A 13,075-nucleotide genomic window follows, 5' to 3' on the forward strand; every position below is an offset into this window, starting at 1 on the left:
TCCGGCGATGTCCGCCCGCCACAAGGCCCGCAAGCGGGCGCTCGACGTGCTCTACGAGTCCGAGGCCCGCTCGCGCGACCCGCTCACCACGCTGACCGAGCGCCGGGCGCGCAACACCGACCTCGGGCCCGAGGACGAGGACTACGCGGTCGAGCTCGTACGCGGCGTCGTGGGCGCCCGCGACCGCATCGACGCGCTGCTCGGGGAGCACGCGGTCGGCTGGGAGCTCGACCGCATGCCCGCGGTCGACCGCGCCATCCTGCGGATCGGCGCCTACGAGGTGCTCGAGCGCGACGACGTGCCCGACGAGGTCGCCCTCGCCGAGGCGGTCGCGCTCGCCGAGGAGCTCTCCACCGAGGACTCGCCGCAGTTCGTCAACGGGCTGCTCGGCAAGCTCGCGCGCGTCAAGCCCTAGCCGCACGACGAGAGGCCGGCCCCCCGAGCGCGGGGGACCGGCCTCTCGTCGTCTGCCAGGCTCAGTCGTCGCTGACGGCGCGCCGCGCCTCCGGGTTGAGCACGCCCCAGGTGATGAGCTGCTCGGTCAGGACGCTGGGCGACTGGTCGTAGATCACCGCGAGCGTGCGCAGGTCGTCCTGGCGGATCGAGAGGACGCGTCCGTTGTAGTCGCCGCGCTGGCTCTGGATCGTCGCCGCGTAGCGCGCGAGCGGGCCGGCCTTCTCGGCCGGCACCGACCCGAGGCGCTCGAGGTCGATGACCAGCCGGGGCGGGGGCTCCGCGGCGCCGCCGGGCGCGCTCTCGGGCAGCAGCTCGCTGACCGGCACGCTGTAGAAGTCGGCCAGCTCGGCGAGCCGCTGGACGGTGACCGCCCGGTCGCCGCGCTCGTACGAGCCCACGACGACCGCCTTCCAGCGCCCGTCGCTCTTCTCCTCCACCCCGTGCAGCGACAGCCCCTGCTGAGTGCGGATCGCCCTCAGCCGTGCACCCAGTGCACGCCCGTAGTCACTCGCCATGGAATCGTCCCTCCGTCTGCCTCGACGGCGCCTGCCCTGCCCGTCACCCTCAGTGACGTTACGGAGCGTGAGTATGGCGGTCAAGCGGAACCCGACACGTTACCCCTGAACGGGTCATCGCACGTACCGAGAGCGACGACCCGGTACCGGAGCTGCGCGCAGGATGTCGCGTTTGCCCACGTCACGGTGGGTCTGCGGACTCCGGTGCCGACGAGCTCCGGGTCCTGCACAGCCCGCGACGGCGGACCAGGGACGGGTACGCGGCGGCCGCGCACCGGACCAGGCCGACCTGCCCCGGTGGTTACGGAAGGCAGCCGCCCGGCGACGGCAGGCCACCCCGCCGCCGGCCGCCGGACGCCGGGCACCCACCTGGTAGCGTGCGTCCCGCAAGACGTCCTTTAAGACCCGTCCAGCGAGGCGGGGAAGGGGGTCACGTGTCCACCGTGCTCGACGCAGGTGACATCGACCGCGCGCTCTCGCGCATCGCCCACGAGGTCATCGAGCGCACCAGAGGCGCCGACGACCTGGTCCTGCTCGGCATCCCCACGCGCGGGGTCGAGCTGGCCCGCCGCCTCGGCGAGCGGATCGCCGCCTTCTCCGGTTCCCCGGTGCCGGTCGGCAGCCTCGACATCACGATGTACCGCGACGACCTGCGCCTGCGCGCGGCCCGCGCCCTCGAGCACACCGACATCCCCGCGGGCGGCGTCGGCGGTCGGCTGGTGCTGCTGGTCGACGACGTGCTCTTCTCCGGCCGCACGGTCCGCGCCGCGCTCACCGCGCTCGACGACGTCGGCCGCCCCCGAGCGGTGCAGCTGGCCGTGCTGGTCGACCGGGGCCACCGCGAGCTGCCGATCCGCGCCGACTACGTCGGCAAGAACCTGCCCACCTCGCTGCGCGAGCGCGTCCTGGTGCGGGTGGCCGGCACCGACGGCGCCGACGAGGTCGTGATCGCCCCGTCGGGCGGGTCGGAGGAGCCCGGCGAGGCACCGGCGGGGGAGGCCTCGGCATGAGGCACCTCGTCTCCGCCGGCGACCTCAGCCGCGACCAGGCGCTGCTGGTGCTCGACACCGCGCGCGAGATGGCGGCGCTGCAGCAGCGCGAGATCAAGAAGCTGCCGACGCTGCGCGGGCGGACCGTCGTCAACCTGTTCTACGAGGACTCCACCCGCACGCGCATCTCGTTCGAGGCGGCCGCCAAGCGGCTCTCGGCCGACGTCATCAACTTCAGCGCCAAGGGCTCGAGCGTCTCCAAGGGCGAGAGCCTCAAGGACACCGCGCTGACCCTGCAGGCGATGGGCGCCGACGCCGTCGTGGTGCGCCACAGCGCCAGCGGGGCGGCCCACCGCCTGGCCGCGACCGGCTGGGTCGACGGCGCCATCGTCAACGCCGGCGACGGGACCCACGAGCACCCCACGCAGGCGCTGCTCGACGCCTACACCATGCGCGAGCGCCTCGGCGGAGACCTGGCCGGGCGCCGCGTCCTGATCGTCGGCGACGTCCTGCACAGCCGCGTCGCCCGCTCCAACGTGCTGCTGCTCGCGACGCTGGGCGCGCAGGTCGTGCTCGCCGCCCCGCCGACGCTGCTGCCCGTCGGGGTGGAGCAGTGGCCGTGCGAGACGACCTACGACCTCGACCCGCAGCTCGCCAAGGCCGACGTCGTGATGGCGCTGCGCGTGCAGCGCGAGCGCATGACCGAGGCGTTCTTCCCCTCGGCGCGTGAGTACTCCCGACGCTACGGCCTCGACGCGGCCCGCGCCGCCGTCCTCCAGGACGGCGCGATCGTCATGCACCCGGGGCCCATGAACCGCGGCGTCGAGATCACCGCCGAGGTCGCCGACTCGGCCCGCTCGACCATCGTCGAGCAGGTCGCCAACGGCGTGAGCGTGCGGATGGCCGTCCTCTACCTCCTGCTCGGAGGAGCCCTGCAGACCGGGAGCGACCCGCGCGCATGACCACCTACGTCCTGACCTCCGCACGCCCCTACGGCGGCGATCCCCGCGACGTCGTGCTCCGCGACGGCGTGGTCGCCGGGATCACCGCACCGGGCGCGGCCGACACCGCCGGCGCGACCGTCGTGGCCGCCGCCGGGCTGATGCTGCTGCCGGGCCTGGTCGACCTGCACACCCACCTGCGCGAGCCGGGCCGCGAGGACGCGGAGACGGTCGAGACCGGCACCCGCGCGGCCGCGCTGGGCGGCTTCACCGCGGTGCACGCGATGGCCAACACCTCGCCGGTCGCCGACACCGCCGGCGTCGTCGAGCAGGTCTGGCGCCTGGGCACCGAGGCCGGGTGGTGCGACGTCGCGCCGGTCGGCGCGGTCACGGTCGGCCTGCAAGGCGAGCGCCTCGCCGAGCTCGGGGCGATGGCGGAGTCCGCGGCACGCGTACGCGTCTTCTCCGACGACGGGCACTGCGTCTCAGACGCGGTCCTCATGCGCCGGGCGCTCGAGTACGTCAAGGCGTTCGACGGCGTGATCGCCCAGCACGCGCAGGAGCCGCGACTCACCGAGGGCGCGCAGATGAACGAAGGCGCGCTCTCCGGCGTGCTCGGCCTGAAGGGCTGGCCCTCGGTCGCCGAGGAGGCGGTCATCGCCCGCGACATCCTGCTCAACGCCCACGTCGGCAGCCGGCTGCACGTCTGCCACGTCTCGACCCGCGGCTCGGTCGAGATCCTGCGGCTGGCCAAGGAGCGCGGGCTCGACGTCACCGCTGAGGTCACTCCCCACCACCTGCTGCTCGACGAGCAGCTGGCCAGCACCTACGACCCGGTCTACAAGGTGAACCCGCCGCTGCGCAGCGCCGAGGACGTGCAGGCGCTGCGCGAGGGCGTGGCCGACGGCACGATCGACGCGATCGCCACCGACCACGCGCCGCACGCCACCGAGGACAAGGAGGGCGAGTGGGCCTACGCCTCGCCCGGCATGCTCGGCCTCGAGACCGCGCTCTCGGTCGCGCAGCTGGCCCTGGTCGACACCGGCCTGCTCGACTGGGCGGGGCTCGCCGACCGGCTCTCGACCCGCCCGGCGCAGATCGGCCGGCTCGAGGGCCACGGCCGGCCGGTCGCGGTGGGCGAGCCCGCCAACCTGGTGCTCGTCGACCCGGCGGCGCGGCGCACTGTCGACCCAGCCGCCCTCGCCAGCAAGAGCCGCAACACGCCCTACGCCGGGCGCGAGCTCCCCGGACGCGTCGTCGCGACGTTCCTGCGGGGCCGGGCCACCGTCCTCGACGGGGTCCTCGCATGACCGGGCTCGCCGCGCACTCCGCGCCGCTGACGCGGCTGGGCGACCGGCTGCTGCTCACCGGCGCGATCCTCGCCTTCCTCGCGGTCGCCTACCTGCTCATGTGGCGCGGGTGGAAGAAGCGCGGCGGACGCCAGCGCGACGTACCCGCCCTGCCGGCCGTCCCGGAGGCCGTCTCGCGCGGCACCGTACGCGCGCGGGCCGAGGGGACCTACGTCGTCACGACCACCGCGGGCGACTGGCTCGACCGCATCGTCGTCCACGGCCTCGGCGTGCGCAGCCTGGCCCACCTCGTCGTCACCGACGCCGGCGTGCTGTTCTCCCGCGTCGGCGCTCCCGACGTGTTCATCCCCACCGCAACCCTGCGCGGTGCCCGCCTCGAGCGCGGCATGGCCGGCAAGTTCGTCGAAGAAGGAGGCCTCGTCGTGGTGACCTGGCAGCACGGGCAGCGCGATCTCGACACCGGCTTCCGGCCGCGGGCCGCGGCCGACCGCGAGGCGATCGTCGACGCCGTGCGCGCGCTGGCGGGGGTGGCGAGCTGATGGCCCGCACCCCTGCGCTGCTGGTGCTCGAGGACGGCCGCGCCTTCGCCGGCGAGTCGTTCGGCGCCGAGGGCGAGACCTTCGGCGAGGCGGTGTTCTCCACCGGCATGACCGGCTACCAGGAGACCCTGACCGACCCGTCCTACCACCGCCAGGTCGTCGTCATGACGGCCCCGCACGTCGGCAACACCGGCGTCAACGACGAGGACCCCGAGTCCGACCGCATCTGGGTGGCGGGCTACGTCGTCCGCGACCCCGCACGCCGCTCGTCGAGCTGGCGGGCGCAGCGCTCGCTGCCCGACGCTCTGCGCGAGCAGGGCGTCGTCGGCATCAGCGGCATCGACACCCGCGCGCTCACCCGCCACCTGCGCGAGCGCGGCGCCATGCGGGTGGGCATCTCCAGCGTCGAGCGCGACCCGCAGGCGCTGCTCGAACGGGTGCTCGCGAGCCCGCAGATGGTGGGCGCCGACCTCGCCCACGAGGTCACGACCCGCCAGCCCTACGTCGTGCCGGCGGTGGGGGAGGCGCGCCTGCGCGTCGCCTGCCTCGACCTCGGGCTCAAGCGGGCCACGCCGCACCAGATGGCCCGCCGCGGCATCGAGACCCACGTGCTGCCTGCCACAACGACGATCGAGGACGTCCTCGCGCTCGCGCCCGACGGCCTCTTCGTGAGCAACGGCCCGGGCGACCCCGCGACCACCAACGGCCCGGTCGCGCTCGTGCAGGGCGCGCTCGAGCGCGAGCTGCCGACCTTCGGCATCTGCTTCGGCAACCAGATCCTGGGCCGCGCGCTCGGGCTCGGCACCTACAAGCTGCGCTACGGCCACCGCGGCATCAACCAGCCGGTCAAGGACTTCGCGACCGGCCGGGTCGAGGTCACGGCCCACAACCACGGGTTCGCGGTCGACGCCCCGTCCGACGGCTCGCCGGTCACCACCCCGTACGGCGTGGCGCGCGTGAGCCACGTCGACCTCAACGACGACGTCGTCGAGGGCCTGGCGTGCGACGACGTGCCGGCGTTCAGCGTGCAGTACCACCCCGAGGCCGCGGGCGGGCCGCACGACGCCGCGTACCTCTTCGACCGCTTCACGGACCTCATGACGAGCCACCAGAAGGGACGCCGCTAGATGCCGCGCCGCGAAGACATCCAGAGCGTCCTGGTCATCGGCTCGGGCCCGATCGTCATCGGGCAGGCCGCCGAGTTCGACTACTCCGGCACGCAGGCCTGCCGGGTGCTGCGCTCGGAGGGCCTGCGGGTCATCCTCGTCAACAGCAACCCCGCGACGATCATGACCGACCCCGAGATCGCCGACGCGACCTACGTCGAGCCGATCACGCCGGAGTTCGTCACCAAGGTCATCGCCAAGGAGCGCCCCGACGCGCTGCTCCCGACGCTCGGCGGACAGACCGCCCTCAACACCGCGATGTCGCTGCACTTCGCCGGCGTGCTCGAGGAGTACGGCGTCGAGCTGATCGGTGCCAACGTCGAGGCGATCCAGAAGGGCGAGGACCGCCAGCGGTTCAAGGAGGTCCTCGACGAGATCGGCGCGGGCTACGCCAAGTCGCGCATCGCGCACTCGATGGACGAGTGCCTCGAGGCGGCCGAGGAGCTCGGCTACCCGTGCGTCGTGCGCCCGTCGTTCACGATGGGCGGCGCGGGCTCTGGCATGGCCTACAGCCCCGAGGACCTGCGCCGCATCGCCGGGAGCGGGCTGCACCTCTCGCCGACCAGCGAGGTGCTCCTCGAGGAGTCGATCCTCGGCTGGAAGGAGTACGAGCTCGAGCTCATGCGCGACCGCAAGGACAACGTGGTCGTCGTCTGCTCGATCGAGAACCTCGACCCGATGGGCGTCCACACCGGCGACTCCATCACCGTCGCTCCGGCGATGACGCTGACCGACCGCGAGTACCAGGTGCTGCGCGACATCTCGCTCGCCATCATCCGCGGCGTCGGGGTCGACACGGGCGGCTGCAACATCCAGTTCGCGGTCAACCCGGCCGACGGCCGCGTCGTCGTCATCGAGATGAATCCGCGCGTCTCGCGCTCGTCGGCTCTGGCCTCCAAGGCCACCGGCTTCCCCATCGCCAAGATCGCCGCGCGCCTGGCCGTCGGCTACACCCTCGACGAGATCCCCAACGACATCACGCGGGTCACGCCGGCGAGCTTCGAGCCGACGCTCGACTACGTCGTGGTCAAGGCACCTCGCTTCGCCTTCGAGAAGTTCCCCCACGCCGACTCGACGCTGACCACCCACATGAAGTCGGTCGGCGAGGCGATGGCCATCGGCCGCAGCTTCCCCGAGGCGCTGCAGAAGGCCTTGCGCTCGCTGGAGAAGAAGGGCTCGCAGTTCTCGTGGGCCGGCGATCGCGGCGACGCCGCCGAGCTGCTCGAGCTGGCGAGCCGCCCGCACGACGGACGGCTCCAGCTGGTGCAGCGCGCGATGTGGGCCGGCGCGAGCGTCGAGGAGGCCTTCGAGGCGACGAAGATCGACCCGTGGTTCCTCGACCAGGTCGCGCTGCTCAACGAGATCGCCGCCGAGGTCGCCGAGGCGCCCGAGCTGACGCCCGAGCTGCTCACGCTCGCCAAGCGCCACGGCTTCAGCGACCTGCAGCTCGGTGAGCTGCGGCGCATGCCGGAGGCGGTCGTGCGAGGTGTGCGCCACGCGCTCGGCATCCGGCCGGTCTACAAGACCGTCGACACCTGTGCCGCCGAGTTCAAGGCAACCACTCCGTACCACTACTCGTCCTACGACGAGGAGGACGAGGTCGCGCCGCGCGAGACGCCGGCCGTGCTCATCCTCGGCAGCGGGCCCAACCGCATCGGGCAGGGCATCGAGTTCGACTACTCCTGCGTGCACGCGTCCTTTGCGCTGCGGGAGGCCGGGTTCGAGACCGTCATGGTCAACTGCAACCCCGAGACGGTCTCCACCGACTACGACACCAGCAACCGGCTCTACTTCGAGCCGCTGACGCTCGAGGACGTGCTCGAGGTCGTCGAGGCCGAGCGGCGCGCCGGGCCCATCGCCGGCGTCGTGGTGCAGCTGGGCGGCCAGACGCCGCTCGGTCTCGCCCGCGCGCTCGAGGAGGCCGGGGTGCCGATCGTCGGCACGTCGCCCAGTGCCATCCACCTCGCCGAGGACCGCGGCGCCTTCGGCCGCGTGCTGGCCGAGGCGGGGCTGCCTGCGCCGAAGCACGGCACGGCCACCGACTACGAGGGCGCCGCCGCCATCGCGGCCGACATCGCCTACCCGGTGCTGGTGCGCCCGTCCTACGTGCTCGGCGGTCGGGGCATGCAGATCGTGCACGACGCCGAGGAGCTGCGCGAGTGGTTCTCCGCCGTAGCGGGCGCCGTGACGCCTGAGCACCCGGTCCTCGTCGACCGGTTCCTCGACGACGCCGTGGAGATCGACGTCGACGCGCTCTACGACGGCACCGAGCTCTACCTCGCCGGCGTCATGGAGCACATCGAGGAGGCCGGCATCCACTCCGGCGACTCGGCCTGCGTCCTGCCGCCGGTCACCCTGGGGCGCGAGGAGATCGAGCGCGTACGCCGTTCGACCGAGGCCATCGCCCGCGGAGTGGGCGTACGTGGTCTGCTCAACGTGCAGTTCGCCCTCGCGGCAGACGTCCTCTACGTGCTCGAGGCCAACCCCCGCGCATCGCGCACCGCGCCGTTCGTGTCGAAGGCGACGGCCGTGCCGCTCGCCAAGGCCGCCGCGCGGGTCATGCTCGGGGCGACCGTCGCCGAGCTGCGCGCCGAGGGGATGCTGCCGGCCCGCGGCGACGGGGGAGACCTGCCGCTCGGTGCGCCGATCTCGGTCAAGGAGGCCGTGCTGCCGTTCAGCCGCTTCCGCACCGTCGAGGGCGTCCACGTCGACGCCGTCCTCGGGCCGGAGATGCGCTCGACCGGCGAGGTCATGGGCATCGACTCGACCTTCGGCATCGCCTTCGCCAAGTCGCAGGCGGCCGCGTTCGGGGGGCTGCCGACGAAGGGCCGCATCTTCATCAGCATCGCCAACCGCGACAAGCGGGCCATGGTCTTCCCGGCCAAGCGGCTGGCCGACCTCGGCTTCGAGCTGCTCGCCACCGAGGGCACCGCCTCGGTGCTCGCCCGCAACGGCGTCTCCGCCACGGTGGTCCGCAAGTTCTCCGCCGGGCGCGGCGACGACGGCGAGCCGACCATTGTCGACCGGATCCTCGCCGGCGAGGTCGACATGGTGGTCAACACGCCCACGGGGCGGGCCGCCCGGGCCGACGGCTACGAGATCCGCACCGCGGCCACGGCCATGGACCGCCCGATCATCACGACGGTGCAGGAGCTGGGGGCAGCCGTCCAGGGCATCGAGGCGTTCCGCTCCGGCACCATCGGCGTCGCCTCGCTGCAGGAGCACGCCGCCGTCATCACCGCGATCCGGGGGGAGTGAGCGAGTGGCTCCCAGTGGTCCGATCCAGGTGCGCGGCGAGGTGCTGTCGGTGCGCCGCGTCGGCGCCTACTTCCACGTGACGCTGCTGGCGCAGGGCGTCGCCGAGCGCGTGCGCCCGGGCCACTTCGTCGCACTGGCAGTCGGCGGCGAGAGCTCCAGCATGCTGCTGCGCCGCTCGTTCTCGATCTACCGGGCGCAGGAGCGGGGCGTCTACGGCGGCACGGTGGAGATCGTGCTGGCTGCGCACGGTCCGGGCACCTCGTGGCTGGCCGGCTGCCGGCCGCACGACCCGGTCGACGTCGTCGGGCCGCTCGGCACGCCCTTCGCGCTGCCGAAGGACCCTGCGAGCTGCACGCTGGTCGGCGGCGGCTACGGCAGCGCCCCGCTGTTCTCGCTCGCCGACGCCCTGCGGGCGCGCGGGTGCCGCGTCGACGTGGTGCTCGGCGCCGGCTCCGAGGACCGGCTCTTCGGCGTGCTCGACGCCAAGCGCATCTCCCAGTCGGTCACCGTCACGACCGACGACGGCTCGCTGGGCCACCGCGGCCGGGTCACCGACGTGCTGCCCGCCGTCTTCGCCCGCGCCGACACCGACGTCGTCTACGCGTGCGGCCCGATGGCCATGCTGCGCGCGTTGTCGGAGGTGGCGGCGGCGCACGGTGTCGCCGCGCAGGTCGCGGTCGAGGAGGCCATGGCCTGCGGCATCGGGGTCTGCATGACCTGCGTGCTGCCGGTCGTCGGCGACGACGGGGTCACCCGCATGGTGCGCTCGTGCACCGAGGGCCCGGTCTTCCGCGGCGAGTCCGTGCGTTGGGCCGACGTCGGCACCGTCCCGCCCGACTGCCTCGGCGCCCCGCTGCCTGCAGGAGGGCACTGATGGTCGACCTGCGTACCTCTCTCGGCTCAGCGGTCCTTCCGAACCCGCTGGCGACCGCCTCGGGCTGCGCCGCCAACGGCCGCGAGCTCTCGCGCTTCTTCCCGCTCTCCGAGCTCGGTGCGGTGGTCACCAAGAGCGTCATGCTCGCGCCGCGCTCGGGGCGGGCGACGCCGCGGATGGCCGAGACGCCCAGCGGCATGCTCAACTCCATCGGCCTGCAGGGCCCTGGCGTCGACGCCTTCGTCGAGCACGACCTGCCGTGGCTGCAGGCCCAGGGGGCGCGCACGATCGTCTCCATCGCCGGCGGCTCGATCGACGAGTACGCCGTGGTGGCCGACCGCGTCAACGGCGCCCCTCCCGGGTCGGTGGCCGCTGTCGAGGTCAACATCTCGTGCCCCAACGTCGAGGACCGCGGGCTGGTGTTCGCCTGCGACCCGATGGCCGCCGCGGCCGCGGTGCAGGCCGCGCGCCGGGCGCTCGACCCCGCGATCCCGGTGCTGGCCAAGCTCTCGCCCGACGTCACCGACATCGTCACCATCGCGCGAGCCTGCGTGGGCGCCGGCGCCGACGGCCTGACGATGATCAACACGGTGCTCGGCATGGTCATCGACACCGGCACGCTGCGCCCGGCGCTGGCCGGGGTGACCGGCGGGCTGTCGGGGCCGGCGATCCGGCCGGTCGCGGTGCGCTGCATCTGGCAGGTGCACGCCGCCCTCCCCGACGTCCCGATCCTGGGGGTCGGGGGAGTGCGCACCGGGCTCGACGCGCTCCAGCTCGTGCTGGCCGGCGCGTCGGCCGTCTCGGTCGGCACCGTCGTCTTCAACGACCCGTCGGCGCCCGTGCGCGTCCTGCGCGAGCTGCACGACGCCCTGGAGGAGCGCGGGTTCGAGCGCTTCGTCGACGCCGTGGGCTACGCCCACCGGTCCTTCGAGCAGGAGTACGCGTGAGCGCCCCGATCGCCGTCGCCCTCGACGCTCCCGACCTCGGGACGACCCTGCGCTGGGCCCGCGCCGTCGGGCCGCACGTGCGCTGCCTGAAGGTCGGGCTCGAGACCTACCTGCGCGACGGCGCCGCCTCGGTGTCTGCGGTCCGGGAGGCTGCGCCCGGGGTCGAGCTGTTCCTCGACCTCAAGCTCCACGACATCCCCAACACCGTCGCGGGCGCGACCCGCTCGGTGGCCGGGCTCGCGCCGGAATACCTCACCGTGCACGCCGCCGGCGGCGCGGCGATGGTGAGGGCGGCCGTCGAGGCTCTGCCCGCCGGGCGGGTCACCGCGGTGACGGTGCTGACCTCGCTCGCGGAGTCCGACCTCGCCCAGGTCGGCCTGGCCGGTCCTCCGCTCGACGCGGTGCGCCGGCTCGCGGTCCTGGCGGTCGGGGCGGGCGCCGGCGCGCTGGTGTGCTCGCCGCGCGAGGTCGCGGCCGTGCGGGCAGAGGTCGGGCCCGAGGTCGTCCTGGTCACGCCGGGCGTCCGGCCGGCCGGGTCCGCGGCCGGCGACCAGGCCCGGGTGGCCACCCCGGAGCAGGCGCTCGCCGACGGCGCCGACCTGCTCGTCGTCGGGCGGCCGGTCACCGGTGCCCCCGACCCGGGGGAGGCGGCGCGGGCGCTCGCCGCCGCGTACCCCGGCCGCTGACCCGCGAGCGTCGCACGACGTCGTGGTCCCCGGTGCGCGCCCTGGGGCGACGGGGGTCCACGACGTCGTGGGGACGCCCGCGTTGCCTGCCGCCGGGGCGACTCGCTAGGTTGCGCGGGTAGGAGTTCGGCCGGTGCCCCGCGCCCCGGTACGTCAAGCAACAGGCGACCCCGAGGTGACCGCGTGCCCCTTCCCCCACTGACACCCGAGCAGCGTTCGGCGGCTCTGGAGAAGGCCGCAGCGGCCCGCCGGGAGCGCGCGGAGGTCAAGAGCCGGCTCAAGCACTCCGGCGCCCAGCTCGGCGACGTCATCAAGCAGGGCCAGACCGACGACGTCGTCGGCAAGATGAAGGTGTCCGCGCTGCTCGAGTCGATGCCCGGCGTCGGCAAGGTGCGCGCCAAGCAGATCATGGAGCGGCTGGGCATCGCCGAGACGCGGCGCGTGCGCGGGCTCGGCGCCAACCAGGCCGCCGCGCTCGAGCGCGAGTTCCCGGCCCGAGAGGCGTGAGCGCGGACCCGGCTCCGGCCTCCCGCCGCCTGGTCGTGCTCTCCGGCCCCTCGGGCGTCGGCAAGACCACGGTCGTCAAGGCCCTGCGCGAGCAGCACCCCGAGATCTGGGTGTCGGTCTCGGCGACCACGCGCTTCCCCCGCCCGGGCGAGGTCGACGGGGTCCACTACTCCTTCGTGACCGACGCGGAGTTCGACCGGCTGGTGGCCGACGACGCCCTGCTCGAGTGGGCCGAGTTCGCCGGCAACCGCTACGGCACCCCTCGCGGCCCGGTCGAGCAGCGGCTGGCCGGCGGCGTGCCGGTCGTCCTCGAGATCGACCTGCAGGGCGCCCGCCAGGTGCGCTCGCGCGTGCCCGAGGCGCTGCTCGTCTTCGTGGCCCCGCCCAGCTGGGAGGAGCTGGTCAGCCGGCTCTCCGGCCGCGGCACCGAGTCGCCCGAGGTGGTCAAGCGCCGCCTCGACCTCGCCCGCGTGGAGCTGGCCGCGGAGGACGAGTTCGACACCACGCTGGTCAACACGAGCGTCGATGAGGTCTGCGACCGGCTGGTAGCCTTGCTGTGACTGCACCGATCTGAGAGCGAGCGTCCGCGTGCCTGGTACTTCCGCGACTCCCGAAGGCATCACCAACCCGCCCATCGACGAGCTGCTCGAGGCCACCGACAGCAAGTACAGCCTGGTCATCTACGGTGCCAAGCGCGCCCGCCAGATCAACGCCTACTACTCCCAGCTGGGCGAGGGCCTGCTCGAGTACGTCGGTCCCCTGGTCGAGACCCACGTCCACGAGAAGCCGCTCTCGATCGCGCTGCGCGAGATCAACTCCGGCCTGCTGACGGCCGAGCCGATCGACCAGCCCTAGCGCCCGCGGCCCAGCGACACCAGCTGCCCCCT

At 73.7% G+C, this 13,075-nt stretch carries 14 protein-coding genes; 13 read left to right on the forward strand and 1 reads right to left on the reverse strand.

Features of this window, described 5'->3' with window-relative positions:
• Positions 1 to 7: 7 nt before the first annotated feature.
• On the forward strand, positions 8 to 415 hold the full coding sequence (gene nusB, locus CLV35_RS07215) for a transcription antitermination factor NusB (RefSeq protein ID WP_121192763.1): 408 nt from the start codon (positions 8 to 10) through the stop codon (positions 413 to 415).
• Between the two features lie 61 nt (positions 416 to 476).
• Here nusB and bldD read toward each other — a convergent pair whose 3' ends face one another.
• The gene (gene bldD, locus CLV35_RS07220) at positions 477 to 971 is read right to left on the reverse strand and encodes a transcriptional regulator BldD (protein WP_121192764.1); all 495 of its coding nucleotides are present in this window, start codon (positions 969 to 971) and stop codon (positions 477 to 479) included.
• Between the two features lie 434 nt (positions 972 to 1,405).
• Here bldD and pyrR point away from each other — a divergent pair, with 434 nt between their 5' ends.
• The 12 genes from pyrR to rpoZ all read left to right on the forward strand — a co-directional run bounded on the left by pyrR (position 1,406) and on the right by rpoZ (position 13,043).
• Positions 1,406 to 1,981: a bifunctional pyr operon transcriptional regulator/uracil phosphoribosyltransferase PyrR gene (gene pyrR / locus CLV35_RS07225; RefSeq protein ID WP_121192765.1), complete on the forward strand. Its 576-nt coding sequence runs from the start codon at positions 1,406 to 1,408 to the stop codon at positions 1,979 to 1,981.
• Positions 1,978 to 2,922 carry an aspartate carbamoyltransferase catalytic subunit gene (locus CLV35_RS07230; RefSeq protein WP_121192766.1) on the forward strand — a complete coding sequence of 315 codons (945 nt, stop codon included), beginning with the start codon at positions 1,978 to 1,980 and terminating at the stop codon, positions 2,920 to 2,922. Before pyrR ends, CLV35_RS07230 begins: the two co-directional genes overlap by 4 nt.
• Positions 2,919 to 4,211 (forward strand): dihydroorotase, encoded by a 1,293-nt coding sequence (locus CLV35_RS07235; RefSeq protein ID WP_121192767.1) that lies wholly within the window; start codon positions 2,919 to 2,921, stop codon positions 4,209 to 4,211. The genes CLV35_RS07230 and CLV35_RS07235 overlap by 4 nt, the downstream gene beginning before the upstream one ends.
• A complete protein-coding gene (locus CLV35_RS07240) occupies positions 4,208 to 4,750 on the forward strand; it encodes a PH-like domain-containing protein (protein ID WP_121192768.1) in 543 nt (180 codons plus the stop codon). Before CLV35_RS07235 ends, CLV35_RS07240 begins: the two co-directional genes overlap by 4 nt.
• Positions 4,750 to 5,877 (forward strand): glutamine-hydrolyzing carbamoyl-phosphate synthase small subunit, encoded by a 1,128-nt coding sequence (gene carA / locus CLV35_RS07245; protein WP_121192769.1) that lies wholly within the window; start codon positions 4,750 to 4,752, stop codon positions 5,875 to 5,877. Before CLV35_RS07240 ends, carA begins: the two co-directional genes overlap by 1 nt.
• Positions 5,878 to 9,174, forward strand: coding sequence for a carbamoyl-phosphate synthase large subunit (carB, locus tag CLV35_RS07250; protein ID WP_121192770.1), 3,297 nt, complete (start codon positions 5,878 to 5,880; stop codon positions 9,172 to 9,174).
• A 4-nt stretch (positions 9,175 to 9,178) separates the two neighbouring features.
• Complete coding sequence (locus CLV35_RS07255) at positions 9,179 to 10,048, forward strand: dihydroorotate dehydrogenase electron transfer subunit (protein WP_121192771.1); 870 nt, start codon at positions 9,179 to 9,181, stop codon at positions 10,046 to 10,048.
• Positions 10,048 to 10,995 carry a dihydroorotate dehydrogenase gene (locus CLV35_RS07260; protein ID WP_121192772.1) on the forward strand — a complete coding sequence of 316 codons (948 nt, stop codon included), beginning with the start codon at positions 10,048 to 10,050 and terminating at the stop codon, positions 10,993 to 10,995. Before CLV35_RS07255 ends, CLV35_RS07260 begins: the two co-directional genes overlap by 1 nt.
• A complete protein-coding gene (gene pyrF / locus CLV35_RS07265; RefSeq protein ID WP_121192773.1) occupies positions 10,992 to 11,681 on the forward strand; it encodes an orotidine-5'-phosphate decarboxylase in 690 nt (229 codons plus the stop codon). The genes CLV35_RS07260 and pyrF overlap by 4 nt, the downstream gene beginning before the upstream one ends.
• A 183-nt stretch (positions 11,682 to 11,864) precedes the next feature.
• The gene (mihF, locus tag CLV35_RS07270) at positions 11,865 to 12,188 is read left to right on the forward strand and encodes an integration host factor, actinobacterial type (protein ID WP_121192774.1); all 324 of its coding nucleotides are present in this window, start codon (positions 11,865 to 11,867) and stop codon (positions 12,186 to 12,188) included.
• Complete coding sequence (gene gmk / locus CLV35_RS07275) at positions 12,185 to 12,748, forward strand: guanylate kinase (protein WP_121192775.1); 564 nt, start codon at positions 12,185 to 12,187, stop codon at positions 12,746 to 12,748. The genes mihF and gmk overlap by 4 nt, the downstream gene beginning before the upstream one ends.
• A 28-nt stretch (positions 12,749 to 12,776) precedes the next feature.
• Positions 12,777 to 13,043 carry a DNA-directed RNA polymerase subunit omega gene (gene rpoZ / locus CLV35_RS07280; RefSeq protein ID WP_121192776.1) on the forward strand — a complete coding sequence of 89 codons (267 nt, stop codon included), beginning with the start codon at positions 12,777 to 12,779 and terminating at the stop codon, positions 13,041 to 13,043.
• Positions 13,044 to 13,075 lie beyond the last annotated feature (32 nt).

Source organism: Motilibacter peucedani (assembly GCF_003634695.1).
Taxonomy (GTDB): domain Bacteria; phylum Actinomycetota; class Actinomycetes; order Motilibacterales; family Motilibacteraceae; genus Motilibacter; species Motilibacter peucedani.